Origin of the sequence: Amycolatopsis albispora (genome assembly GCF_003312875.1) — a bacterium.
GTDB lineage: Bacteria > Actinomycetota > Actinomycetes > Mycobacteriales > Pseudonocardiaceae > Amycolatopsis > Amycolatopsis albispora.
The window spans coordinates 7,245,483-7,270,682 of the sequence record NZ_CP015163.1 but is presented as its reverse complement, the minus strand read 5'-3'; the positions used below and the strand labels follow the sequence as shown (position 1 = coordinate 7,270,682).

Sequence of the window (25,200 nt, the reverse complement as noted above, 5' to 3'; positions counted from 1 at the left end):
TCAACGGCTGAATCCGATCAGGCCGTCATCGTCGTCGTCCAGCGTGCCGCTGATGCGGTTCGCCGGTTCCGGGGTGTCGAACAGGCTGCCGGAATGCCGGTACTGGTTGGGCGCGCGCTCCACGTCGCCGGTGTTGCCGCCACCGGCACCACCACCCATGCCACCCATCATGCCCATGCCCGCGGCGGCCGCGCCGTCCGGTGAGGACGTCGATGCCGGGGCGGGCTGAGCTGGAGTGCCACCCGGCGCCGAGCCAAGGCCGACGCCGCCGGGGGCCGCTCCGGGGGTCGAGGCGGTGTCGCCGAGGGCCGGTTCACCGAGGCCGACGGCAGCCGAACCGCTGGCCAGGAAGTCACTGGCGCCAACCGACTGCGGCGCGGTCGACTGCCCCGCCGCGGCCTCCTCGGGCGCGAGGTCAGGGACCGCCTCGGGAGTGGCCGCCGAAGACACCTTGGGAGTGGCTGCCGGTTGCGCCGCCGCAGCGCTCTCGAGCTGTTCTCCGAGCACGTACTTGGTCGGTTCGCCCGAACCGTCGTCGATCTCGACGACGGTCTGCCCGTCCGGTCCGTCCGGACGCTCGGCGGTGATCTTCAGCGGGCCGTCCTCGACCAGGATCTTCCCGTCCTCACCCGGCCGGAAGACCCCTTCCTCGTCGGTTGCCTCACCGTCGAAGGCCAGCTGGTAGTCCTTCGGTTCACCCGACGGCCCTTCGACCGTGATCGCCATCTTCCCGTCGGCGTCCGGCTCGGAGATGGACAGCTTGTTCTCGCCCTTCTCCACGGTCAGCGCCGCATCGCCCGGTTCCTTCACCGCCTCGCCGGTGAGCGGGTCGATCGGGTAGGCCTCGCCGGTTTCCGGATCGACTTCGAGTTCCTCTCCGGTCACCGGGTTCTTCTGCGCGGCCTCGGGGTCCGCAGCGGTCTCGGGGGCCACGGCGGTCTCGGGCGCGGCCGGCGGCTCGGGTGGCGCGGGCATCGAAGGCGGTGCTGCGGGCGGTGGCGGGCTGGGCATGGACGGCGCGCCGCCCGTGCCGCCGGCGGGCATGGCGGGCGGTGCGCCGCCGGTCATCGTCGGTCCCGTGCCACCCGGCGGCGGGCCGGGCTGCTGCTGTGGCGTGGCCGCCGGTGCCGCGCCATCGGTGAATTCGTTGGTGTAGTCGCTCATGAATTCCACGAGCGTGTACCACTGGCCGTCGACCGTTTTGTTCGTCTGGTCGCAGAGATCCCGGAACGCCTGCAGCAGCGGCTCGAATTCCTGCCGGAACGACGCCAGCCAGCTTTCACAGTATCTTGGGATCACGTCTTCGAACAAAACGGGAACTACGCTCAAACTGGCGACGTCACTGAGCAGAGATTCCAGATCGCTGCCCCACTGGCGGTCGAAGAACCGCGCCGCCTCCAGCTTGTCATCCTCATTGCTGTCCGCCCCACCTGGCGCCACTCTGGCGATCCTCGCGGCGGTTTCCACGTCGGCACCGGCGATGGTCGGCTTGTTCAGCAACAGCACTTCGTCGACCTGCTGCTTCAACGTTTCGTAAATCGCGGTGACGGTTTCCGGAATGAGCCTGGCCGCACCCTCCAGCTGATCCAGCAATTTCTGCGAATCCGGGACGATGCCTTCGTCGTACTTCGTCCGCGCGGCGGCCGCACCGGCACCTTCCCAGTCACCGAACAAGGTGCTCAGCTCCGCGCGGGCCCCCTCCATGGTCTGCTCGACCACTTCCCGCGCCTTGCCGTACTCCTCGGCTTCCTCGGTGAACTTGCGGAAATCGATGCCGCGGTTCACGTGGAACCGGTCCCAGATCTCCGGCATGTATTCGAGCCTGCTGACGCCGGGTACGTTGTTCCAGACCTGGTCGATCCAGGTCGAGAAAAAGTCGAGAGCGGGCTTGGCCAAATCGAGCACTTCGTCCGACTTCGCCACCCCGGCACCATTGGGACCCGGCGGCTGCTGCGCGGACAGGTCGCCATGAGCCTTGGCAGCGCCTTCCTCGATCCTCCGGCCGTTGTTCATTTCCCGCACAGCGCGACTGTGAATTTCCTCGTACCGGGACCGCCCGCCGCCCATGGGCATAAGGGTGGCCGCTTCGGTCAGCTGTTTCTTGGTCGCTTCCGAAACGTGGGGGCTGGCCAGCAGCTCGTCGGGGCTTACCGTCATCAGTACGCAGCCTGCTGATTGACCTGCGCGGCATTCGCCTGGTCCGCGCTCGCGTAACTCTGACCCGCGGCGCCGATTCCGCCGGCGAGCGCGGTCAGTTCGGCCGACAGCCCTTTCAACGCGGCGGCCACCTGTTCCGCGCCAGCGTTGTAGCTGTCGAAGTGGTGCGCGTGAAGACGCCCGAACTCCTCGGGCTTGACCTTCGGCGGCGCGAGGCGACCGGCCTGCGCGGCCGGTTTGCCCACCTGCTCCTTGAGCCGCGCCTGCGCCACCGCCATGGCGTCCGAGTCAGCCCTGTAACCACCCTCTGGCAAAACTCCCCCTCAATCGTGGTCACCGCTTCATGCACACGGAATGTACCGGGCCGGTGACCGTGATGCAGCAAGTTGACCGTTTTGCGGGGAGAAGCTCAGGAGGCGGTGGAGACCACTCCGGCGAGGCGGTCGGCGGCGGCCTGCGCGACTTCCTGCGCGGCGGCCTCGACCATCACCCGCACGAGTTGCTCGGTGCCCGACGGCCGGAGCAGGACGCGACCTTCGTCACCCAGCTCGGCTTCGACCGCGTCGACGGCCTGGCGCACCGCGTCCGAGCCCGCCACGGCGGCCTTGTCCGCGACCCGCACGTTGATCAGCACCTGCGGCAACCGCCGCATCACGCCGGCGAGGTCGGCCAGCGACTTGCCGGTCGACGCCATGCGGCTCATCAGGCGCAGGGCGGTCAGCAGGCCGTCGCCGGTGGTGGCGTGCGCGGGCAGCACCACGTGACCGGACTGCTCACCGCCGAGCGCGAACCCCCCGGCACGCAGTTCCTCGAGCACGTACCGGTCGCCGACGCCGGTGGTGCGAATGGTGACGCCGTGCTCGCGCATGGCCAGGTGCAGGCCCAGGTTGCTCATCACGGTGGCGACCAGGGTCTCGTCGGTCAGCTCGCCGGACTCCGCCATGGCCAGCGCCAGCACCGCCATGATCTGGTCGCCGTCCACCAGTTCGCCGCTGGCGTCCACGGCGAGGCAGCGGTCGGCGTCACCGTCGTGGGCGATGCCCAGGTCGGCGTTGTGCTCGCGGACCGCGGCGCTGACCCGGCCCATGTGGGTCGAGCCGCAGTCGTCGTTGATGTTGATGCCGTCCGGCTCGGCGTGGATCGCGATGACCTCGGCGCCCGCCTTGCGGTAGACCTCCGGCGCGGCGACCGAGGCGGCACCGTTGGCGCAGTCGACGACCACGCGCACGCCCGCGAGCGAGTGCGGGGTGGCGGCGAGGAGGTGCTGGACGTAGCGGCTGAGGGCGTCCTCGACGTCGGTGACGCGGCCGACCTCGGCACCGGTCGGGCGGACACCGCCGGCGTTCAGCCCGGCCTCGATCTCGTCCTCGATGCCGTCGGGGAGCTTGTGCCCGCCCGCGGCGAAGAGCTTGATGCCGTTGTCCGGCATGGGGTTGTGCGAGGCGGAGATCATCACGCCGAGGTCCGCGCCGAGCGCGCCGACCAGGTAGGCGACCGCGGGCGTGGGCAGCACGCCGAGGCGGCGCACGTCGGCGCCGGCGGAGGCGAGCCCGGCCACGACGGCGGCCTCCAGCATCTCGCCGCTGGCGCGGGGGTCACGGCCGACCACGGCGACCGGGCGGTGCGAGTGATCATGCGCGGCGAGCACCCTGGCGGCGCTGGCGGCGATCGACATCGCGAGTTCGGGAGTGAGCTCCGCGTTGGCGAGGCCACGCACCCCGTCCGTGCCGAAAAGGCGAGCCATCGATCCTCCTTGAACGAACAACCCCGATACCGTACTGGACCTGGGGATTCACCCCCGCCGCGACCCGGAACCTGCTTTTGCCCGCAGAAGCTGCGACCTGCTTTTGCCCGCAAAAGCTGGTGGGGGTGCGGGGGCGGCAGAAAGCACGGAAGCGCCCACCCGAATGAGACGGATGAGCGCTTCCGTGGGTTGCTTGCTGCCCTGGGAGCAGATCAGCGCTTGCTGTACTGCGGCGCCTTGCGGGCCTTCTTGAGGCCGTACTTCTTCCGCTCCGTGGCGCGCGCGTCACGGGTCAGGAAGCCGGCCTTCTTCAGCGCGGGACGGTCATCAGCGTCAACCTCGACCAGCGCGCGGGCGATGGCCAGGCGCAGCGCACCGGCCTGGCCGGAGATGCCGCCACCGTGCAGGTTGCCGAAGATGTCGAACGAGTCCGGCTTCTCGACGGTCACCAGCGGCTCACGGATGAGCTGCTGGTGCACCTTGTTCGGGAAGTACTCCTCGAGACTGCGGCCGTTCAGCTTGAACTCACCGGTGCCGGGCACGAGGCGGACGCGGACGACGGCCTCCTTGCGACGGCCGACGGTCTGCGCGTTGCCGCCGGCGGCACGCGAGGGCTTCGGGGCGGCCGGGGTCTCGGTCGCGTAGGCCTCGGTGGTCGCCTCCTCGGCGACGACGTCGGTCTCGGGACTGGTCACAGACTGTTCCTCACTCACTGGGCGACCTGCGCGATCTTGGTGATCTCACGCGTCTGGGGCTGCTGCGCCGAGTGCGGGTGCTCAGGGCCGGCATAGACCTTGAGCTTCTTCGCCTGGGCGCGGCCGAGCTTGTTCTTCGGCAGCATGCCCTTGACGACCTTCTCGAGCAGGCGCTCCGGCCTGGTGTCGAGCAGTTCGCCGAAGGACCGCTTCCGCAGACCACCGGGGTAGCCGCTGTGGCGGTACGCGAACTTCTGCTCGCGCTTGTTACCGGTGAGAGCGACCTTCTCGGCGTTGACGATGATGACGAAGTCACCGGTGTCCACGTGCGGGGCGTAGGTCGGCTTGTGCTTGCCGCGCAGCAGCGTGGCGACCTCGGTCGCGAGCCGGCCGAGCACGACATCCTCGGCGTCGATCACGTGCCAGGCACGAGTGACGTCGCCGGGCTTGGGGCTGTACGTGGGCAAGGGTCTACCTCGTCGTCAACATTGCGTGTGGGTTCTGTGCGGGCCTAGCGCTTACGCGCCGCAGCGCACAACGACATATGAAGATACCCGCCGCCTTCGGAGAGGGTCAAAGCGGGGGTGCTGGGCCGTGCTCGATACTAGGGTCTCGACGAGATGACCGCACCAGAACCCGGGGGTGAGCGAGGTGAGCGGCTCGATCCGGCGCACCCGCGCGCGGCGGCTGGCCGCCCTGCTGACCAGCGCCGCACTGCTGCTCACCGCGTGCGGTCAGGGCAAGTCGGGCACGGCGATCGCCGACGGTGACGACGCCGCCACGTACGTGAGCGAGAAGTTCGCCGAGCAGCTCGGCAAGCTCGGCGACCAGTTCACCGGCGACCGCCCGCGCAAGAGCACCCTCGACCGCTACGCGAGGGTCGACGACAAGGACTCCGACTCGACCATCACCGGCGTCCAGCTCGGCAAGCCGCCCGCCCGGCTGTCCACGAACCGGTCGAAGGAGGACCCGGAGGAGTACCTGGACTCGTTCCACCCGGCGGGCAGCACGGTCGAGTACCTCAAGCTCGGCCCGGTCTACGCCAGCCTCGCGCCGACGCCGTGGGTGTCGATGCCCTACAACGGCGACCAGTACGACGAGTGCTTCTGGGGCGGTCAGCAGGACGTCTGCAAGATGGTCGGCGCGGTGACCGAGGCCACCCAGAGCCCGAAGGCGAAGGCGGCGAAGAGCGCCAAGCGACTCGACGACGGCACCATCGAACTCAACGCGGACATCACCCTGCGCCTGTTCCTCAAGCACCGCGTCATCGTTTTCCCGCAGAACCTGATCGACCTGATGACCGAGTCGATGCAGGACGAACCGATCCCGACCAAGATCACCATCGACGCGCAGGGCACGATCAAGGCGATCCAGATGAACGCGAAGATCGTCAAGGACGGGCACGAGGTCGAAATCCGGATGCACTACCAGCACCTCGGCGAGCCGACCGAGCGCGATCTGCCCGAGGTGCCACCGGAGGCCGAGGTCACCCCGCTCAAGACCGACGCCGAGATCAACGACTTCTACGACCGGATGGGCGAGATCCAGGGCAACTGAGCCGGCCGGCGAGGGGGAACGAGGAGATGATGGGGAACGCGCGGAGGGCCGCGGCGCTGGCCGCGAGCCTGCTGCTGCTCGCGGGCTGCGCCCAGGGCAGGGCGGGCACCGCCATTCCCGACGGCGACGAGGCGGCGGGCTACGTCAGCGCCAAGTTCACCGAGACCCTGGACAAGCTGGAAGAGGACTTCGGCGCGATGAAGCCGCGGAAGGCGACCCTGGACAAGGTCTTCCACGTCAACGGCGAGGGCATCGACACGCAGATCAGCACCGTCCAGGTGGGCAAGCCCCTGTCGGAGCTGGTGCGCAACCACTCGAAAGTCGACCTCAACGACTACACCGACGCGCTTTACCCGGCAAGTGGTACGACGAACTACACGCTGCTCGGCCCCACGTACGCGAGCCTGGCGCCGACGCCGTGGGTGTCGATGCCGCGCAACTTCGCCGTCGGGGAGATCGGCGCGTGCTCGACGGGCATGTACCTGACGCCGTGCAAGATGATCAACGCGATGGTCAAGGCGACCAAGGAGAACAAGGCCGCGAAATCGGCGAAGCGGCTGCCGGACGGCAGTGTCGAGCTCCAGGTGGACATCACGCTCCGGCATTTCGTGGAATTCAAGATCGAGCTTTTCCCGGACGATCTGATCGCGAAGTTCACCGACGAGATGATGAACACGATCATCGCCACGAAAATCACGCTGACCCCGCAGAACACCGCGTCGAAGATCGAAATGAACGGCACTTTCTCCGGAAAGTCCAAGACCGGCAACGACGCGAAGATCGACATCAACTACCTGTTCCAGATCACCGAGGGCGCGACCGAAAAGGACATTCCCGCGGTGCCCGACGCGTCGCAGGTGACCGTGCTGCCGGACCAGGCCGCGGTGGACGACTTCAACCGCCGCCGAGCGGAGATCCAGGGCCGATGAGCAAGCGACTGCTCGCGGCCTTCGCCGCCACCACGCTCCTGGTCACCGGGTGCGCGCAAGGCAAAGCAGGCACCCCCATCCCAGACGGCGACGAGGCCGCCGCCTACGTCAGCGCGAAGTTCTCCGACACCCTGGACAAGCTGCACGAAGACTTCCAGGCGATGAAGCCGCGCAAGTCCACGTTGGACAAGAGGTTCCTGCTCAACGGCCAGGGCATCAACTCGAAGATCGAGACCGTGCAGGCGGGCAAGCCAGTGGGCGAGCTTGTCCGCAACCACTCGAACACCGACCTGAACGACTACACCGACAATCTCTACCCGCCGGGCAACACGACCAAGTACTCGCTGCTCGGGCCGCTGTACGCCAGCCTGGCGCCCACCCCGTGGGTCGGCCTCCCGTCGTCAGCGACCACCGGCGAATTCGGCGCCTGCTCGACCGGCACCTACATCGTCGCCTGCAAAATGCTCAACGCCGTGGTCAAGGCCACCAAGGACGACCGCGCCGCGCGTTCGGCGAAACGCATCGAGGACGGCAGCGTCATCATCGAGGTCGATCTGACGCTCCGCCGGTTCGTCGAATTCAAGGTGGAGATCTTCTCGGACGAAATCATCGGGAAGTTCACCGAGGAAATGATGAACATGCCGTTGACGACCCGGGTTGAACTGACCCCGCAGCAGACCATGCGCCGGATCGACATCAAGGGCGAGTTCGCCGGGAAGACCCGCGGCGGAAACGACGTGAAGATCGAAATCCAGTACAACTACGCGATCACCGAGGGCGCGACGGAACGCGACATCCCGCCCATTCCCGACCCATCCCAGGTGACGATGCTCCCGGACGAAGCCGCGGTGGCGGACTTCAATCGCCGCAAAGACGAGATTCAGGGCCAATGACCAGCAACAGCACAACCGCCGCGCGAGGTGACCGCTCATGACCCAGCCGCCGAACCAGCCGGGACAGTGGTGGCAGCCCGGCGCGCCGCAGCAGCAGCCGGATCCGGCGCAGTGGGGGCAACAGCAGCAGCCGGGGCAGTGGCAGCAGCAGCCCCAGTACGGCGGTTACCCCCAGCACCCTCAGCAGCAGCCGGGCGGATATCCGCCGAGCGGCCCGCAGCCGGCCCAGCAGCCGCAGTGGGGACAGCAGCAACCCCAGGGTTACCCGGCTCAGCCGCAACAGCAGCCGCCCGCACAGGAGCAACAGCAGCAGTACGGCGGCGGTTTCCAGCCCTCATCGAGCCAGTACGGCGGACTGGGCGCGTTCGGTGAAGGCGGCGAGAACAAGAAGAAGTCGAAGAAGCCGCTGATCATCGGGGGCGTCGCGGTCCTCGTGCTGGCCGCGGGCGGCGCGGCTGCCTGGTTCGGCGGCCTGTTCAGCGGGGACGTGCTCGACCCGAGTTCCGTCCAAAGCGGCATCACCACGGTGCTCAAGGACAGCTACGGCGAGCAGGACGTGCAGAACGCCAAGTGCCCGGACGGGCAGGAGATCAAGACGGGCCACACCTTCGACTGCGACGTCAACGTGGCGGGCCAGCCGAAGAAGGTCACCATCCGGGTGCTCAACGACAAGCCCGAATTCGAGGTCGGCGCGCCCAAGTAGCGGCCAAGGCAACGCAAAGGGCCCCGACCGAAGTCGGGGCCCTTTGCTACGAGATCATGCTCAGGCGAACATGTTCCCGACACCCTTGTCGGTGTCCTGGTAGCCGTCGGCGATCTGCGGCAGCGCGGTGGCGATGCGGGCCAGGAGGGACTTCATCTCCTCCAGGGAGCGGTTCCACTCGTCCTGGCGCTGGTTCCACGCCTCCATGGCCTCACCGGTCCAGGTGTCAACCAGCGGAGCCAGCTGCTGCTTCAGGTCCTCGAAGCGCTGCTCGAGCTCGCCACCGGTCTTGGTGCAGTCCTCCGCCGCGGTGCGGATCGTCTCGTAATTAACAACGATCGACATTTCTTACCCTCCGTTTAGTGAAAGTCTGTGGATTAAGAGAGCTGAGATCAGCCGTTGAGGATCGAGCCGAGCTTGGAGACCTGGTCCTTGACCTCGGTGTCCTGGGTGTCGTACTTGACACCGGACTGCTGCAGCATGTCGGCGATGTGCTGCAGCGCCTCGTTGATCTTGCGGCTCTTCTCGTCGAAGGCTTCCATGACCTGCTGGAAGACCGCGGCAGCCTCGCCGGCCCAGCCTTCGCGGGTGGCTTCGATGTTCGCCTTCAGGGTAGCGAGGTTGGAGTCCATGTCGGCCTTGGTCTGCGAGACGTTCTTGTGCGCCTCAGCGAACAGTGCCGGGTCTCCGGTGTAACCGCTGCCAGCCATGTGAGTGGCCCCCTTCGTTAGTGGATGTCCGTACCAAGCTTGTTTGTTTGTACGGACCTACGACGCAGACCTTGCCATGGTTGGTTCCCCTTGTCGCCATCTCTTCCCAAGTAGTTGCTTGCGTTAACGCAGAAGCAGGGAACCGGCGGGAACCGGCAGTTTCCGATGACCGGCAGGGGCAGCTGAAACCGTTGCGGCACAACGGGTTTAGCTACTTGCGGGGCTCGCCGGGGCGGGTTCCGTCCACCCTTCGCATGATTCGCTCTTGCGAAAAGTCCTCGTCCTCGTCACCCACACGAGCAGGCTTCGGCCGTTCCCTCTTGCGAATTGGAACCAATTCCGCGGCCGAAGGCAGATTTTCCACCGGTAGCGCGTTGCGAATGCGAAAGCTGCTCGCCGCCGCGCGCAGGGCCGGACTGGTCGGCGTGGGGTCCCCGCCGGCCAGCCGGCGGGCCCGGAACTGCTGGGCGAGCGCCGAGTTCTCCGCCCGGCGACGGTCGCTGCGAGCCTTCGCCTCCCCGGCGACCCGCTCCGAATGGGTGACGGCGTTCTGCACGGTGGCCCGGAACCGCGCCGCGGCGTCGTTGTCCACGGTTCAGCGCCCCGGGAGCGGGTTGGTCAGCACGAGGGTGCGCACGATCTGCTCACAGGCCGGGCGGACGCGGTCCTGGAAGCTGTCCGCGTACTGGCAACCGACGTGAATGCGCACGTCCCCCTTCGCCTCCACGTACCAGTCGACGTACCAGGTACGCACCCCATCCGTCTTGAGCTGGCGATAGTAGATCAGGCTTTTGCCCGCAAAAGCTTGCTGGGGTTCGAAGGTGGGGTACTCGCTGGCGCGGGCGCGCACCGCGGACTCGAGTTCGCTGGTCAGCCTGCCGGGATTGGCCGTGGCGTCGTAGTTGTTCGAGTACTCCTGCACGACCACGAGGTCCAGGCCGGACTGGGCCTCCGTCGGATGCAGTTCGACCTTGCGCTCCTCGACCACACCCCCGGTCTGCGTCCAGTCGGACGGGGCCACGAACTGGTAGTTGTACTGCGCGATCGTCCGGCCGTCCTCGCCCTGGTTGAGCAGCAGCAACGTGGCCACCAGAGCCGCGACCAGCAGCACGACCCCACCGATCAACCACGGCACCCTGCGCTTCCACTTCCCCGGCGAACCTGCTTCTGCCCGCGAAAGCGCGGGCTGCCCGAAGGGCGGGGACGGTGGTGGCTGGCGCACCGGCTGCGGCACCCGCACCGGCGGAGGATGCCCAGGTCCAGGCCCCGGCACCCGGCTTTTGCCCGCAGAAGGTTGCGGGCGGGGGCGGTCGCTTGGGCGGACGATTTCGGTGCGTTGCTCGCCGAGGGGGCGCAGCGCCGGGGCGCGCATGGGCGTGGCGCCCGGCAGGGCACCCGTCCGGTCCGGATCGATCAGCACCGCGCGCAACGCGCCCCGCGCCACCACCGTCTCCGGCTGGTCCAGCGTGGTCGGCACCACCCCGGTCCGCTCGTGCACCAGCCGCGACACCATCGGGATCCGGCTCGAGCCGCCCACCAGGAAGATCGCGGTCAGCTGCTTCGGCCGCAGCCCCGCCTCGTCGATGGCCGCCGCGGTGAGTTCGACCGCGCGCCCCAGCGGCGCGGCGATCAGCTTCTCCAGGTCTTCCCGCGTGACGTGCGCGTCGGCGAACGGCGGCGGCATGGGCACGTCGGTGTACGTATGCCGCGAAAGCGTCTCCTTGGCGCCTCGCACATCTTGCCGCAAAACCCGCCGCCGTCGCCGGTCAGCCAGTTCCCGGCCCTCCACCAACTGCCGCCAGGCCGCCGGGTCCGAACTCGACACCAGGCCACCGACGTGTTCCAGCAGCGCCTGGTCCACGTCGGCGCCACCGAAGCTCGGGTCACCCCGCGTCGCCAGCACCTGGAACCCGCCGCGCCGGTCCGCCGGCCCGCGCGGCATCCGCCGGACCACGCTCACGTCTACGGTCCCGCCCCCGAGATCCAGCACGGCGATCGTCTCGCCGGGCCGCCCGCTGAACTCGACCGTCCGCTCCTGGTTGACCTCGGTCGCGGCGAAGGTCGCGGCGTGGAACACCGCGGCCGCCACCGGCTCCGGCACCAGCGCCACCTCGTGCGCCAGCCGTCCTGCTGCTTGCCGCAGAAGCCGCGTGCGGATCGCGCCCCAGTCCGCCGGGTGCGTCAGCACCAGCAGGCCGACCTCGGCGCCTCCCGCCACCCGCCGCGCCTCGTCGACCGCCCGGCGGAGCACCGCGTTGATCGCGTCGAGCACGCGCAGCACGGTGTCGCCGAGCAGCAGCTCACCCTCGTCGACGCGCCGCTTCGGGTTGGGCTCGAACCGGGAGGGGTCGACCGCCGCCTGCCGCTCGGCTTCCTGGCCGACGAACAGCGTGCCGTCCGGCGCCGCGTAGACCGCCGAGGACATCAACGGCTGCCCGTCGACCACCACGACCTGCGGTTCGCGGCCGTTGATCGACGCCACGACACAGGTGCTCGATGTCCCGAAGTCCACCGCGACCCGCAAGGTCACAAACCGCTCCCGTGTTCATTCCACCCAGCCGCGATCACTCGCCCGGCAGGAAGGCGACGTGCATCAGTTGCTTGCCGACCTTACGGCTGACCAGCGTGCCCCGGCCCGGCGGCATCTGCGACGGCTTGACGTTGCCGAGCAGCTGCCCCTCGTCCTTGGAGCCGTTCATGATGATCCCCGGCATGGCGATTTCCTTGAGCTTGCCGATCACAGGGTCGTAGGTCGACTTCGCGGCACCACCGGTACGCCGGGCCACCACCAGGTGCAGGCCCACGTCCTTCGCCTGGGCGAGGAACTCCGACAGCGGCTTGAGCGGGTTGTTCGTCTGCGTCACCACCAGGTCGTAGTCGTCGACCAGGACGAACAGCTCCGGGCCGTTCCACCACGAGCGGTTGCGCAGCTGGTCCGGCGTGACGTCCGGACCGGGCAGCCGCTTCTTCATCGAACCGGCGACGTCCTTCATCATGCCGTCGAGCTGGTTCGACGACACCGCGTAGCCGGCCAGCTGGTCGCCCTCGATGAAGCCGAGCATGGTGCGCCGGTAGTCGACCAGGATGACCACGGCCTCCTTGGCCGAGTACCGGTCGGTGATGCCCTTGGCGATCGTGCGCAGCAGGTTCGTCTTGCCCGACTCGCCGTCGGCGAACGCCATGAAGTGCGGGTCGGCGTCGAAGTCGAGGTAGACCGGCGAGAGGTCCTCCTCGTTGAGACCGATCGGCACCAGCTTGGTGTTCCGCTTCGAGTCCTGGGCGAGCAGCTGCTCGTACGGGAACATCTCGGGCAGCAGCCGCACCTGCGGGGCCGGGCGGCCCTTCCACGCGGCCTTGATCTTCGCCACCGCGTCGGACACACCGGCACCGACGCTCTCCGGGTCGCTCGACCCGTCGACCCGCGGCAGGCCGGTCAGCATGTGCAGCTTCTCGCGGGTGAGCCCGCGGCCGGGACGACCGGCGGGCACGTTCACCGCGACGCGGCGGTCGATGTCCGACTCGCTCGGGTCACCGAGGCGCAGCTCGAACCGCGTGCCGAGCATGTCCTTGATCGCCGGGCGGATGTCCGCCCAGCGGTTCGAGGCGATGACCACGTGCACGCCGTAGGACAGACCCTGCGTGGCCAGCTTGGTGATCTGCGGCTCGAGTTCGTCGAAGTCGTCGCGCAGGGCCTTCCAGCCGTCGACGATCAGGAACGCGTCGCCGAACGGGTCCTGCTCCGGCTTGATCTCGCCGCGGCGCTGCCGGTTGCGGAACTCGTTCATCGAGTCGATGCCCATCGCGCCGAACCGGCCTTCACGCTCGTTCACCAGCGTGGTCAGCTCGGCGACGATACGGCGCGCCTTGTCCGGCTCGCGGCGGGCCACCGCGACGCCACCGACGTGCGGCAGGTCGGCGATACCGGCGAGCGTGCCACCACCGAGGTCGACGCAGTAGAACTGCACTTCCTCGGGGGTGTGGGTGAGCGCCATGGACATGATCAGCGTGCGCAGCATGGTCGACTTGCCGGACTGCGGGCCGCCGACGATCACCCCGTGCCCGGCGGCGCCGGAGAAGTCCGCCCACAGCGGGTCGCGGCGCTGCTCGTACGGGCGGTCCACGATGCCGAGCGGGATCTGCAGGCGCCCGTTGCCGAAGAAGCCGACCGGCGACAGGCCGCGGTCCTCGGTGGGGTTGAGGTTCGGGAGCAGCGTGTCGAGGGAGCTCGGCTCCTTCAGCGGGGGCAGCCACACCTCGTGCGCGGGCGGGCCCTGACCGATCAGCCGGTTGACGATGACGTCGAGCTCACTCGGCTCGACCGCTTCTTCCGATTCTGCTTTTGGCTGCGGAACCACGGGCTCCGGCTCGGGCTCCGGTTCCTTCGGCAGCTCGACGAAGTCGGGGACGAACAGCTGCGGCCGCTTGTCCGCGCGGACCACGGTCGCGCCGGGCGCGGCCATCTTGATGCCCGCCGGGCGGTACGGCCCGGACACGTAGGACGCCTTGAACCGCACCATCGTCGAGGTGTCGTACTTGAGGTACCCGCCACCGGGCACCGACGGCAGCTCGAACGCGTCCGGCACACCGATCGCCGCACGCGATTCCGCGGCCGAAAACGTCTTGAGACCGATCCGGTAGGAAAGGTGCGAGTCGAGCCCGCGGAGCTTGCCCTCTTCCAGACGCTGCGAGGCGAGCAGCATGTGCATCTGGAGCGAACGCCCCAGACGGCCGATCGCCACGAAGAGATCGATGAAGTCGGGTTTCGCGGACAAAAGCTCGGAGAACTCGTCGACCACGATGAACAGGGCGGGCAGCGGGTCGAGGTCGGCGCCGTTCTCGCGGGCCTTCTCGTACTCCCACACGTTCTTGAAGTTGCCGCCGTTCTTCAGCGCCTCCTGGCGCCGGTTCATCTCCCCGGCCAGCGCGTCCTTCATGCGGTCGACCAGCGTGACCTCGTCCGCGAGGTTGGTGATGACCGCGGAAACGTGCGGTGCGCCGTCCAGCCCGAGGAAGGTCGCACCACCCTTGAAGTCGACCAGGACGAAGTTGAGCGTGGTGGACGAGTGCGTGGCCAGCATGCCGAGCACCAGCGTGCGCAGGAACTCGGACTTACCGGAACCGGTCGCCCCGATGCACAGGCCGTGCGGGCCCATGCCCTCCATCGCGGCTTCCTTGATGTCCAGTTCGACCGGCTGGCCGTACTCGCCGACGCCGAACGGCACGCGGTACCGGTCGCGGATCGGCCGCGGGCGCCAGGCCTGCTGCACGTCGAAGGTCATCGGGTCGCCGGGGATGCCGAGCAGCTCGAGCAGCGACGGGTTGGACAGCAGCGGCTCGTCCTCGTCGGCTTCCTGCGCCGCGGTGCCGATCCGGTAGGGCGAGAGTTTGCGGGCTAAAGCTTCCGTCTCGACCAGGCTGAGGCTGTCCGGGCGGCCGAACCACTCGACACCGCCCGCGCTGCGGGCACCCAGCCGCTCCTCCTCGACGACCAGCCGGAGCCCGCGGCGGGCCGCCAAGTTGCCGATGGAGTCGGACAGGTCGATCAGCGTGACGCCGACCAGGCCCTCTTCCAGGATGATCTGCTCTTCACGGGTCACGTCGGCGTCGTCGATCACGATCACGACGTGCGGCTGGTCCGGCGGCGGCGTCGCGTTGCGCGAGAAGCGCTGCCGGTCCCGCAGTTCCTCGTCGAGCCAGGCTTCGATCTGGGCCAGCGAGCCCGCCATCATGCGCAGCTGGCCGATGCCGTCGGACAGCGCGGGGTGCTGGACGTGGGGCAGCCACTTGGCCCACTCCCACTCCTCCTTCGCCCGCCCGGCGGTGGCGATCGCGATCAGCACGTCGTCCGGGCTGTGGAAGGTGACCATCTGCGCCAGCGCCGCCCGGGTCAGCCCGCGGGTCAGCTCCTTGTCCCCCTGCATGCTTACGGCCGCGAAACCACGCAAGGTGATCTGGGTGGGCAGGTCGGGGACGATCGAGTGCGCGCGCACGAACCGGCGCAGCGCGAGGGTGGCGATCGGCTCCAGTTCGTCGACCGGGCCGGTCTGCGGCGGCACCAGCCGGGTGGCGAGCCGGTGCGAGCTGCGGCCGACCCGCAGGTGCAGGAAGTCCTGGTCGTTCTGGCGTCGCTCCCACATCCGGCGGCTGGTGGCCAGCGACCACAGCGCCTGGGGGTCCGGGTGCACCCACTCCAGCGCGGCGCGCTGGTCGACCATCGCCTCGCGGGCCCGCTCACGCATCTGGCCGAGGTACCGCAGGTAGTCCTTGCGGTCCTCGTTCATCTCGGCCTTCTTCTGACCGCCACCGCGACCGCCACCACCGGCCATCATGCCGACGGTGCCCATCACCATCATGGCGCCCATCATCAGCATCATCGGGTTGCGTCCACCGAGGGTGAACATGAAGATCATCATCCCGATGGAGGCGACGATCATCACCACCGGCAGCAGCTTCATCACGATGTTGCCGGGAATGGTCCGGGGTACCTCGGGCGGCGGCTCCAGGTGGACCTCGCCACCGGGTGGGCGCGGCGCGGCCAGCCGCGGCGACCGTTTGAACTGCAGCGTGCTCACCGAAGGACCCCTCTTCAACTCGGCGATTGCGGCCGCGAGGCAGACACGGCCGATCCACACGGTAGCGAACCGGGCGGCCCTCCGGGTGAAGACCGCCCAACCTGGCCGGGATCGCGCGAACTACCCCCACGACCACCGGAAGTGCGTTAATACTAGAGCCGCGCGCCGACCGGGTGGACTCGTTCGGCCACGGGCGGGCGACAACGGTGACGCGGGCATTGGGTATAAGTTGCCCGCAGCATTCTCTCTAGGCAGGGGGCATCCAGTGGCGACGGGCACGACGGTATTCAGCAGGGTGACGGTGGTCGCGCCGCGCACCCGCATCGACGTGGCCTTGCCGGCCGACGTCGCGGTGGCCGATCTGCTGCCGATGCTGCTCGACATGGCCAAGGAGACCACCCCCGACGGCGGCGCCCGCCACGGTGGCTGGGCGCTGGCCAAGCTGGGTGACGCACCGCTGGACCCGAGCCGCACGCTCGCCTCGCTCGGCGTGGTCGACGGTGAGCTGCTGCAGTTGCGCAAGCGCAACGAGAACCCGCCGCCGCCGCTGTACGACGACGTGGTCGACGCGATCGCGGAGTCCGACCCGGACAGCTTCCGGCCGTGGACCAAGGAGACCGCCCAGCGCATCGGCCACATCGCCGGAGGCCTGGCCCTGTTCTTCGCCGCCGTCGCGCTTTTTGCGGGCGGAAGCCTGTTCGGCGGCAGCGCGCTGGCGGCGGCGATCGCCGGCGGTGTCGGCTCGATCGCCTGCATCGCGCTCGGCGCCACCCTGGTCAAGGCGTACCAGGCGGAGGCGACCGGCGTGCTGATCGCCGCGGCGGGCGGCCTCCCGCTGGCCTTCGTCAGCGGCTTCTACATCGTGCCCGGGCTGGGGATCCGGGCGAACCTGCTGCTCGCGTCGGCGCTGGTGCTGATCGTGGCCTCGGTGGCGATCATGGTGATCGGCGCCGGCATCACCACCTTCATCGCCGCGGCCACCGCCGCCGCGCTGTGGTCGATCGCGTTCCTGGTCGCCACCTTCGTCGCGCACCCGATGCCCGGCATCGCGGCCGGCACCGCCGCGGTCTCGCTGGCCTTCATCTCGATGTTGCCGAGGATCACGCTCCAGCTGGCGAAACTTCCGCTGCCGCACGTGCCGGGCAGCGCGGAGGAGCTGAAGGAGGACTCGGGCTTCCCCGACTACACCGCCATCGAGCGCCGCACGGCCGTCGCGCACAACTACATGACCGGCCTGCTGATCGGCTGCGGCGCCACCGCGGCGCTCGCCTCGATCATCACCGCCACCTCGCCGAGCATCTTCGGCGTGATCATGGCCGTGGTCGCCACCCTGGTCCTGCTTCTGCGGGGAAGGGCATACGCCAACGGCAGCCAGGCCGTCGCCCTGCTCGCCACCGGCATCGTTTCCGCGGCCGGAATCCTGCTGGGCTGGCTCTGGACCGAGGACGGCATGGGCAGGCTGATCTTCGTGGCGGGCACGCTGGTGCTGGTCGCGGCGGGCGCGCTGGTGGTCGGCGTGATCTTCCCGGGGCAGCGCTTCTCACCGCCGCTTCGCCGCACGGTCGAGATCATCGAAGCGATCTGCATCGCGACGGTGCTGCCGCTCGCGCTCGCGGTGATGGACCTGTACTCGACGCTGCGCCACATCGACTTCCCGCGCTGAGCGGGAACCTTTAGGGGGAAGAAGTGCGTTCGTTCGGAACACCGTCGCGGGTGGCGACGGTGCTGCTCACCGCCACGGTCGGGATCCTGGCCCCCGGCCTGAGCCCGCTGACCGCGAGTGCGCAACAGGGCACGCCGCCCCCCGGTACCCCGCCGGGCAGCGCCCCGCTGGTTCCGCCGCCGGTGGACATGAGCAAGCTCCCCGCCGCGACGAACAAGCCGGACAAGAACTACGTCAAGAAGATCCAGTGCGTCACGCGGGACTTGGACAACAACATCCCGCTGCCCGACATCCCCTGGGCGCAGAAGTACCTCCAGCTCGACAAGGTGCACGACCACATGCGGGCGGCGACCAACGGGCACGTCGGTAAGACGCCGACCGGGGAGATCATCCGGGTCGCCGTGATCGACACCGGCGTGACACCGCACCCGGCGTTCGGCCAGCCGGTGCAGCAGGGCGGCGACTACGTGCACCCCGACGGCAAGGGGACCGAGGACTGCGACGGCCACGGCACCGAGGTGGCGGGCATCATCGGCGCACGCAAGCAGGACGACATCGGGTTCATGGGCGTGGCCCCGGACGCGCAGATCGTCTCCATCCGCCAGTCCAGCCAGAACTACCAGGTCGAGGACAAGCCGCAGACCCCGGCGGCCCCGCCGAGCGGTGAGGCCGGTCAGCCGTCCGGCTCGCAGCCGCCGCCGTCGAGTGGTGGCGAGGAGTCCGGGACCGAGGAGCCGCCCGAGTCGAGCGGCACCGCGGGTTCGTCCGCGTCGGACACCGTGCCCGGCCAGGGGAACCAGGGCCGTCAGCAGGGTGGCCAGGGCGCCGGGAACCTGACCACGCTCGCACAGGCGGTCCGGACCGCCGCCGACACCGACGGCGTCCGCGTCATCAACATGTCCGTCGACAACTGCCGGCCTGCTTCTGGCGGCGGAATCACGCCGGAGGAGCAGGCGCTGCAGGCAGCGGTCCGGTACGCGGTGAACAAAGACATCGTGGTGGTCGCCGCGGCGGGTAACACCTCCGAGACCTGCAAGCAGAACAACCAGCCGGACCCGAGCAAGCCGATCAACGTGGTCAGCCCGCCGTGGTTCACCGACGACGTGATCTCGGTGGCGGCGATCGACGAGACCGGCGGGGTGGCGAGCTTCAGCGTGAACGGGCCGTGGGTGACCGTGGCCGCGCCGGGGACGCAGATCATCTCGCTGGACCCGTCGAAGAACGCGCGGATCGGCGACTTCGCGAACCAGACCGTGGAGGGTGAACAGGTCCTGCCCATCCAGGGGACCAGCTTCGCGTCGCCCTACGTCGCCGGGCTGGCGACGCTGATCAGGGCGAAGTTCCCGAACCTGAACGCGCGGCAGGTGATGCACCGGATCACCAGCACCGCGCAACACCCGGGGGCGCGCTCGGGGCGGGACCAGTTCGTCGGCTACGGCGTCATCAACCCGATGGCGGCGCTCACCGCGGTCATCCCGGGCGAGGACAAGATCGCCCTGTCGACCCCGTACCAGCAAAAGCTCCCCGCCCCCGTCGCCCTGCCGTCGGATCTTCCGCCCGCAAATGACGGTCCAAAGGCCCCGATGATCGTGGCCCTTTCCGGCACGGCCGGCGGCGTGGTGGCCCTGCTGATCACGATGTTCGTGGTGCACACCGTGCGCCGCAACCGCCCCGACACCCCCAACAAACCCGCCTGACCCCTGGGGGTTCTGCTTTTGCGGGCAAAAGCAGAACCCCCAGGTCAGCGCGGGCGAACCTGCTTTAGCCCGCAGAAGCTTCAGGCACCCTTGTCGGGGGACTTCCGGACCGGGTCTTCTCCGAGAACCGGCGGCGCGACCTGCTCCGGCTTGCCGAACAGGTCCACGGGATCCGTGTTCACCCGCGTCTTCACCCGGTGTTCCTGATTGCCGCTCTGGCCGCCACCGGCCATGCCACCCATGCCCATCGGCATCATGCCGCCCATCATCGGCGACCCAGTGGTCCCAGCGGCGCCCCTCGACGCGGCAGCGGCCCCGGGATTCGCGGCGACAGGCTCAGCGGCCGGCGGCGCACCAGCGGCCGTCTGGTTCCCAGGCTGCGGCGGCGACGGCACAGCGGTATCCGTACCCACTGCACCGGCTCCACCTCCACCGCTGGCCGAACCCTCGGAGCCGCCACCGCTGGATCCCGCGGCAGCCTTCTCCGCGGGCGCGGAAGCGTCGGTCTTCTCCGTGGTCCCGGCGGGTGCCGCCGCGGCTGCAGCGGGCTCGGCAGACCCGTCTTTCAGGGCGAACTTCTCACCCGGGAACTGGTTCTCCATCGCGACGCTGCGCTCCTCAGCGTCCTTGCCTTCCACTCCGTCACACAACCGAGCGAATTCCTCGAGCACGTCGCGCACCGAGTCGTGGAGGGCCTGTGTGGACTGCTGAACGTCGATGAGGTGGCTCCGGGCCCGTTCCGTGCCCCCAACTGGCAGCATCGCGGCCTCGGAGGCGACTTCTGCGGCATCAAGCACGACGTCGATCATCGTGCTGGCGATCCGCTCGATGGCGTCAGCCGTGTCGTCGAGCGCGTCGGCCATGGTCTTCATGGCCTCCTGCGCGGCCTCACTGGCCGAGTTGATCTTGCCCATGTAGGCCACGAAGGCGTCGGCGTTCTCGCCTTCCCAACCCGCGTCGATCTTGCCCAGCGGCTCAGCCAGCCCCGTCGAGATTTCGCCCGCAGAAGCCGCCGCAGCACGCCAACGCTCCGCTTCAGCCCGCATTTCCGTCCATTGACCGACGACGGGCACCAAGTGCGCCTCGACGACGTCCGTGACGCCCAGCTGCTTCGCCAGCTCGGACAGGAACTCGAGGTGCCCACCCTTGCCCTCGGCCTCCGCGGGTGGCGCCGGTGGCTCCTCCGGCCGCTGAGACACGCTCGCCACCTGCGGCGCTTCGGGGACAACATGCTTTTGCCCGCTAAAGCCTGCGACCGCGGCGGGCGGGGTGACTGCGGCGCGCAGGCCCTGGAAGACGTCGGGCTCGGGGTCTGGGATGCCCATCAGGACTCCACCGCCTTCTTGAGCGCCGACACCGCTTCTTCTTCGCCGCCACCGTGCTGCCCGGCGACCTCTCGCAAAGCTTCTGCGGCCGAAAGCAGGGCGTCGCGTCCGGTGGCTAGTTGGGTGTGGAGGGCGGCCGCGGCGCGCGCGTACGCGTCCGCGGCCCCGACCTCGCGCCCCAGAACGCCGAAGTCCTCACCGGCCAACGCCTGCCCGGTCAGCGCGCCGTGCGCCGTGTCCAGGTCCGCCGCGGCGTCCTCCACCGATCTCGCGTAATCGGCGACTACCTCGGCATCGACCTTGAAACCCGACACAACCACACCTCCGGACTCGAGTGTCCACTACTGCGGTGTGACGACGACCCCCTGCCGACGGTTCCGTCAGCCTCCCGCACCTTGTGCCTGCGGCGGCGCGCTCGGGAACGACCCGGCAGCCGGGTCCACCGGCACCGAGTCGTACGTCCGCATCGCGTCGTTCACGTTCAGGGTCGTCGCCGCGGCCGGCAGCAGTTTCAGGATGTTTTCCGGCGCTGGCGCCTGCGGGTCCGGACCGAACAGGGCCTGCGCCGTCGGCAGGTCCGGCACGCCATACCGCAGCCCGAGATCGGAGACCAGCGAGATCGGCCCCGACGTGAAGGAGTCCTTCGACTGCGCTGCCCGCACCACGGCGGCCCGGCCCGGCTGCATGTAGAAGCTGTCGATCTTCATGCCGTCCGGCGTCGGCTGGCCGACTGCGACCGGCGTCTGCCGCGCGCCGTTGGCGTCCTTCGGGAACGGCACCTCGTTGCTGACGTAGACAGCGGTGCGCTCGTCCTTGGTCGCGCCGTCGCCCTCGGTCCGCCAGCCCAGGCAGGTCGCCGGAGTGCCGCTCTTGATCGGGTCGAGGATCTCGGGCTTCAGCTTCGGGTAGGTGTCCACCTTCAGCGCCTCGGGCGCGTCCGCGTTGATCTGCCTGACCTGGGCGATCTTGTCGAGGTTCACCGTGCGAACCTCTTTGTTCTGCGAAACCGAGGAGTTCGTGGTCCGGATGATGTCGCCGGCGACCTCGGAGATCTGCTGGATGCCGGTCGAGTGGATCACCCAGAACAGGGTTTCGCCGCCAGAAGGCTGGGTCTTGAACACCGCGCCGACGGGCAGGCCGTCGATGTTGAAGCCGGTCGTCTGCGAGCCCGCGCCCGTGACCCGCTGCTCGTTCAGCTGGTCGACCTCGGGGATGGCGTTGAGTAGACCGGTCGAGATCTTGCGGCCGTTGACCGTCACACCCAGCGCCGCCTTGACGATGTTGCCCGGCGCGAGCCTGGCCTTCACCACGCTGGCGTTCGGCTGGTTCGCGTGGTTGGCGAGCCGGTAGACGAGGTAGGTGGCCGCGTTGTCACCGGTGACGAGCAGCGCCTCGCGGTCGCCGAGCTCCCGGCCCATGCCTTCGGTGCCGAGGTTCGAAACACCGGCGAGGACGCTGGTTTCGCGGGTTGCCTGCTGGAGGCCGACGCTCTCCGGCTGGTTCGGGTCGATGCGGAGGAAGTCGCACACCGCCCAGTGGTCGGAGATCCGCTGGTCTTTATTCGGCAAAAGCTGCGGCGCGTTGACGATGCCCTGCTGCCGTCCGCGGGGGATGTCCTTGAGCTGCTCGTCCGGCACCACCGCGGGCTCGACGAGCTTTGGCGCGGCAGGCTGCTGCTGGCCGGCCTGCTGGCCCTCTGCCGGCGCCTGCTGTTGCTGACCGAGCAGCATCAGCCGCGCGGACGCGAGGTTGAAGGTCGGGATCAGCTTGGTCGGGTTCTCGGTCTTCACGTAGATCTGGCCGGACTGCTCGCCGATGACTATGCCCGCAGAAGGCGGCTTGGGCGCCGGTTTGATGAAGCCGAAAATGATGAAGCCGAGCATGCCGATGACGGCCAGCACAACACCCACGATCGTGGCACGCGAGTGCGTCCGCATGGGGTCGTGGAGCATGACGGCGTCCTTGCGGACCAACGCGGACTGCATCCTGCGCAGCACGAACTGATATGCCTGGACCTGAGACTTTGTTGTCGGTGTTGACGGCATTCTCGACCTACAGCTCTCCCACTCGCGGTACGGTTCCGCAGGATAGCCGCACGGGGACGGCTGGTGGTTGGTTTCTACCAACTCCGGCTAGGGTTCGACACTCCGGACTGGCTTTCCGGCGCAGTTGCAAGCACGAGGGGAAGAGAACGAGCGGATGTCGGTCACCACTCCTCCACGTCCACCTGGACCTCCGGGGCCGCCTCCGGGTTCGCCACCACCTCCGCCCGGCGGCCGTCCGCCCGGCCCACCGCCGAGGCGTCCGGGAGGCCCTGCCGGCGGTCCTGGTGGTCCCGCGGGGCCGCGCGTGCCCGGTGGGCCTGGCGGACCCGGTGGCCCTGGCGGACCGGGAGGTCCTGGTGGACCCGGCGGGCCCGGAGGCCCTGGCGGGCCAAGGGGACCGGGTGGACCTGGTGGACCGGGAGGTCCCGGCGGCCCAAGTGGCCCCGGTGGCGGACCGCCGCCCGGCCCGCCGCCGCGCCCCGCCGGTGGCCCTCCGCCCGCGCCGGTTCGGATCGGCGCGGCCCGCCGTCGCGCGATGGGGATCAACCTCGGCCCGCTGCCGGTGATGAACCTGGTCGTGGTCGAGGTCGGCCTGGCGATCGGGCTCGTGCTGCTCGCGATCAACGAAAAGCTGCTGTACGTCTCCATCGGTGTGACGGCGCTCGCTCTGGTGATCGCATTCATGCGCTGGGGCGGGCAGTGGTTCACCCAATGGGTTGGTCTCAGCCTGCGGTATTCGATGCGGTCGCACAGCAGGGTGGCGAATCCCACTCCGCCGAGCAGCATCGAGTCGATCGCGGCGGCCGAGGACGCGGTGACCGGGCCGGATGACCCGCGAGTGAACCTGCTGCGACTGGTCGTGCCTGATCTGGTGGTCGCGCACGGTGTCGACCACGAGCGGCAGCAGGTCGGCCTCGCTTGGAACGACGGCACCTGGACCGCGGTGCTGCTGGTCGAACCGGCGCCCGCGCTGATCAGCCAGGCGGGCGGCGCGCCGAGCCTGCCGCTTTCCGCGCTCGCGCCGTGCCTCGAGGACCGCGGTGTGGTGCTCGACTCGATCCAGGTGATCTGGCACTGCTACCCGGGTTCTGCGGCTTTGCCGTCGGACTCGCCCGCGCTGAGCTCGTACATGGAGGTCCTCGGGCCGCTGCAGGCTGCGGCGCGGCGGACGACCTGGGTCGCGATCCGGCTGGACCCGCGTCGCTGCCCGACGGCCGTGCGTGAACGCGGCGGCGGCGTCGTCGGCGCCCACCGCGCCTTGATCGGCGCACTTTCGCGGGTTCGGAACGCCCTCGAGTCGCAAGGCGTCCCCACCCGCCCCCTGGACCCCGACGAAGTCCTCCGCGCCGGACTTTCGGCCGCAGAACTCACCGCCGTCGCCGGCTCGGGCACCCGAGTGGCCCTCCAGGAGCGCAAGGACAGCGTGACTTCTGCGGGCATAGGCCACGCCAGCTACGCGATCAGCGGCTGGCCGAAGGGCAAGATCACCGGCACGCTCAACGCGCTGAGCAGCGTGCGCGCCCTGTCCTCGACGATCGCGATGTCCATCTCGCCTTCTGCGGACGAAGGCAGGATCGGCCTCCGCGGCGTGGTGCGCTTGAGCGCGCGAAACCCGCGTGAGCTGGACGTCGCGTCGGACCGGATGAAGGCCATCTCGGACCGGCTCAACATCGACCTCACCTTGCTGCGCGGCCGTCAGGTAGCCGGCCTGGCCGCCACGATGCCGATGGGAGGCACGGCATGAGCACGCGAATGCGCGACGCCGGCCAGAACATCGGCGTGGCCCCCGAGTTCTCGGTGGATCCGGCCATGCTGGACGCGGTCAGCCCGTCCGGTGATCGCGGCGGCATCGTCCTGGGCTCCGGCCTGAAGGACGAACCGCTGACCATTTCGGCGCTGCGCTCCACGCCGACCAGGATCGTGCTGGTCGGCGGTCTCTACCTGGCCCGCCAGGTAGCTCTGCGGGCGATGGCCGTCGGTGCGTGGGTGGTGGTCGCCACCGGTCGGCCCACGGCGTGGCAGCTGCTCGCGAAGGCGGCCGGGAACCAGCCCAACGGGCGCCCATCGCCGCTGGTCCAGATCCGCCGGCTCTCGCCGGTCGAGCTTCCGCGGCCTTCGGAAGACGCGCCGCTGCTGGTGATCACCGATGGCGGACCGACTCCGCAGGACCTGTTCCCGCCGCGCTCGCCGTGGCAGACGACGGTCTACGTGCTGCCGTACCTGCACCCGCAGGCCGGGGCGACCGCGAACGCCGCCGACTTGGTCCTCATGCAGCGTCTGCCGATCGGCCAGGCCGAGCTCGCGGCCCGCATCTGGAACCTGCCGCCGCAGATGATGCGGCAGCTGACCACGCTGAAGGACGACCAGGTGGTCGCGCTGGGCCGCAACCTGTGGCGCCCCCTGCGCCTGGTCACCACCCCGAAGGAACAACAACTCCTCGGCCCAGTCCGCCGAGGCGACTAACAACCCGTGCGGTGCATGCTTCTGCGGGCAGAAGCATGCACCGCACG

At 69.1% G+C, this 25,200-nt stretch carries 22 protein-coding genes; 8 read left to right on the top strand and 14 right to left on the bottom strand.

Translation table 11 applies throughout. The annotated features are described in order from the left end of the window. From A4R43_RS34570 to rplM, 5 genes are all read right to left on the bottom strand, one after another. The gene (locus tag A4R43_RS34570; RefSeq protein WP_205215128.1) at positions 1 to 2,157 is read right to left on the bottom strand and encodes a WXG100 family type VII secretion target; all 2,157 of its coding nucleotides are present in this window, start codon (positions 2,155 to 2,157) and stop codon (positions 1 to 3) included. After that, positions 2,157 to 2,435: a hypothetical protein gene (locus tag A4R43_RS34565; RefSeq protein WP_113695925.1), complete on the bottom strand. Its 279-nt coding sequence runs from the start codon at positions 2,433 to 2,435 to the stop codon at positions 2,157 to 2,159. The genes A4R43_RS34570 and A4R43_RS34565 overlap by 1 nt, the downstream gene beginning before the upstream one ends. Positions 2,436 to 2,566: 131 nt before the next feature. Next, positions 2,567 to 3,901, bottom strand: a complete 1,335-nt coding sequence (glmM, locus tag A4R43_RS34560; protein WP_113695924.1) for a phosphoglucosamine mutase — start codon at positions 3,899 to 3,901, stop codon at positions 2,567 to 2,569. A 212-nt stretch (positions 3,902 to 4,113) separates the two neighbouring features. After that, positions 4,114 to 4,596: a 30S ribosomal protein S9 gene (gene rpsI / locus A4R43_RS34555; protein WP_113695923.1), complete on the bottom strand. Its 483-nt coding sequence runs from the start codon at positions 4,594 to 4,596 to the stop codon at positions 4,114 to 4,116. A 14-nt stretch (positions 4,597 to 4,610) separates the two neighbouring features. Continuing rightward, on the bottom strand, positions 4,611 to 5,063 hold the full coding sequence (rplM, locus tag A4R43_RS34550) for a 50S ribosomal protein L13 (RefSeq protein WP_113695922.1): 453 nt from the start codon (positions 5,061 to 5,063) through the stop codon (positions 4,611 to 4,613). A 184-nt stretch (positions 5,064 to 5,247) separates the two neighbouring features. On the opposite strand from rplM, the gene A4R43_RS34545 reads away from it, so the two are divergent. From A4R43_RS34545 to A4R43_RS34530, 4 genes are read left to right on the top strand one after another with little or no spacing between them, the layout of a single operon-like run. Then, entirely contained in the window at positions 5,248 to 6,153 is a 906-nt protein-coding gene (locus tag A4R43_RS34545) for a hypothetical protein (protein WP_113698073.1), read from the top strand. 26 nt (positions 6,154 to 6,179) lie between these two features. After that, complete coding sequence (locus A4R43_RS34540; protein ID WP_162788692.1) at positions 6,180 to 7,082, top strand: hypothetical protein; 903 nt, start codon at positions 6,180 to 6,182, stop codon at positions 7,080 to 7,082. Next, a complete protein-coding gene (locus A4R43_RS34535) occupies positions 7,079 to 7,975 on the top strand; it encodes a hypothetical protein (protein WP_113695920.1) in 897 nt (298 codons plus the stop codon). Before A4R43_RS34540 ends, A4R43_RS34535 begins: the two co-directional genes overlap by 4 nt. A gap of 37 nt (positions 7,976 to 8,012) precedes the next feature. Continuing rightward, a complete protein-coding gene (locus tag A4R43_RS34530) occupies positions 8,013 to 8,678 on the top strand; it encodes a DUF4333 domain-containing protein (RefSeq protein WP_113695919.1) in 666 nt (221 codons plus the stop codon). Positions 8,679 to 8,738: 60 nt separating this feature from the next. On the opposite strand, the gene A4R43_RS34525 is transcribed toward A4R43_RS34530, so the two are convergent. From A4R43_RS34525 to eccCa, 5 genes are all read right to left on the bottom strand, one after another. Continuing rightward, positions 8,739 to 9,023 (bottom strand): WXG100 family type VII secretion target, encoded by a 285-nt coding sequence (locus A4R43_RS34525; protein WP_113695918.1) that lies wholly within the window; start codon positions 9,021 to 9,023, stop codon positions 8,739 to 8,741. 47 nt (positions 9,024 to 9,070) lie between these two features. After that, on the bottom strand, positions 9,071 to 9,388 hold the full coding sequence (locus A4R43_RS34520; RefSeq protein WP_113695917.1) for a WXG100 family type VII secretion target: 318 nt from the start codon (positions 9,386 to 9,388) through the stop codon (positions 9,071 to 9,073). 211 nt (positions 9,389 to 9,599) lie between these two features. Next, complete coding sequence (locus A4R43_RS34515; RefSeq protein WP_113695916.1) at positions 9,600 to 9,980, bottom strand: hypothetical protein; 381 nt, start codon at positions 9,978 to 9,980, stop codon at positions 9,600 to 9,602. 3 nt (positions 9,981 to 9,983) lie between these two features. Then, on the bottom strand, positions 9,984 to 11,918 hold the full coding sequence (locus tag A4R43_RS34510) for a type VII secretion-associated protein (RefSeq protein ID WP_162788691.1): 1,935 nt from the start codon (positions 11,916 to 11,918) through the stop codon (positions 9,984 to 9,986). A gap of 34 nt (positions 11,919 to 11,952) precedes the next feature. Next, a complete protein-coding gene (gene eccCa, locus A4R43_RS34505; RefSeq protein WP_113698071.1) occupies positions 11,953 to 15,960 on the bottom strand; it encodes a type VII secretion protein EccCa in 4,008 nt (1,335 codons plus the stop codon). A gap of 295 nt (positions 15,961 to 16,255) precedes the next feature. On the opposite strand from eccCa, the gene eccD reads away from it, so the two are divergent. Together eccD and A4R43_RS34495 are read left to right on the top strand one after the other, a co-directional pair. Further along, a complete protein-coding gene (gene eccD, locus A4R43_RS34500; RefSeq protein ID WP_113695915.1) occupies positions 16,256 to 17,623 on the top strand; it encodes a type VII secretion integral membrane protein EccD in 1,368 nt (455 codons plus the stop codon). Positions 17,624 to 17,646: 23 nt separating this feature from the next. After that, positions 17,647 to 19,320, top strand: a complete 1,674-nt coding sequence (locus tag A4R43_RS34495) for a type VII secretion-associated serine protease mycosin (RefSeq protein WP_236808457.1) — start codon at positions 17,647 to 17,649, stop codon at positions 19,318 to 19,320. 80 nt (positions 19,321 to 19,400) lie between these two features. On the opposite strand, the gene A4R43_RS34490 is transcribed toward A4R43_RS34495, so the two are convergent. The 4 genes from A4R43_RS34490 to A4R43_RS43010 form a co-directional block, all read right to left on the bottom strand. Then, a complete protein-coding gene (locus A4R43_RS34490) occupies positions 19,401 to 20,645 on the bottom strand; it encodes a WXG100 family type VII secretion target (protein WP_113695914.1) in 1,245 nt (414 codons plus the stop codon). Next, entirely contained in the window at positions 20,645 to 20,959 is a 315-nt protein-coding gene (locus tag A4R43_RS34485) for a hypothetical protein (RefSeq protein ID WP_113695913.1), read from the bottom strand. Before A4R43_RS34485 ends, A4R43_RS34490 begins: the two co-directional genes overlap by 1 nt. A gap of 66 nt (positions 20,960 to 21,025) precedes the next feature. Then, positions 21,026 to 22,630, bottom strand: coding sequence for a type VII secretion protein EccB (gene eccB / locus A4R43_RS34480; RefSeq protein WP_335645173.1), 1,605 nt, complete (start codon positions 22,628 to 22,630; stop codon positions 21,026 to 21,028). Positions 22,631 to 22,851: 221 nt separating this feature from the next. Further along, on the bottom strand, positions 22,852 to 23,082 hold the full coding sequence (locus A4R43_RS43010) for a hypothetical protein (RefSeq protein ID WP_162788690.1): 231 nt from the start codon (positions 23,080 to 23,082) through the stop codon (positions 22,852 to 22,854). A gap of 170 nt (positions 23,083 to 23,252) precedes the next feature. Here A4R43_RS43010 and eccE point away from each other — a divergent pair, with 170 nt between their 5' ends. Together eccE and A4R43_RS34465 are read left to right on the top strand one after the other, a co-directional pair. Beyond that, positions 23,253 to 24,434, top strand: coding sequence for a type VII secretion protein EccE (eccE, locus tag A4R43_RS34470; protein ID WP_236809303.1), 1,182 nt, complete (start codon positions 23,253 to 23,255; stop codon positions 24,432 to 24,434). Then, entirely contained in the window at positions 24,431 to 25,153 is a 723-nt protein-coding gene (locus A4R43_RS34465; RefSeq protein ID WP_113695910.1) for a hypothetical protein, read from the top strand. Before eccE ends, A4R43_RS34465 begins: the two co-directional genes overlap by 4 nt. Positions 25,154 to 25,200: the final 47 nt, after the last annotated feature.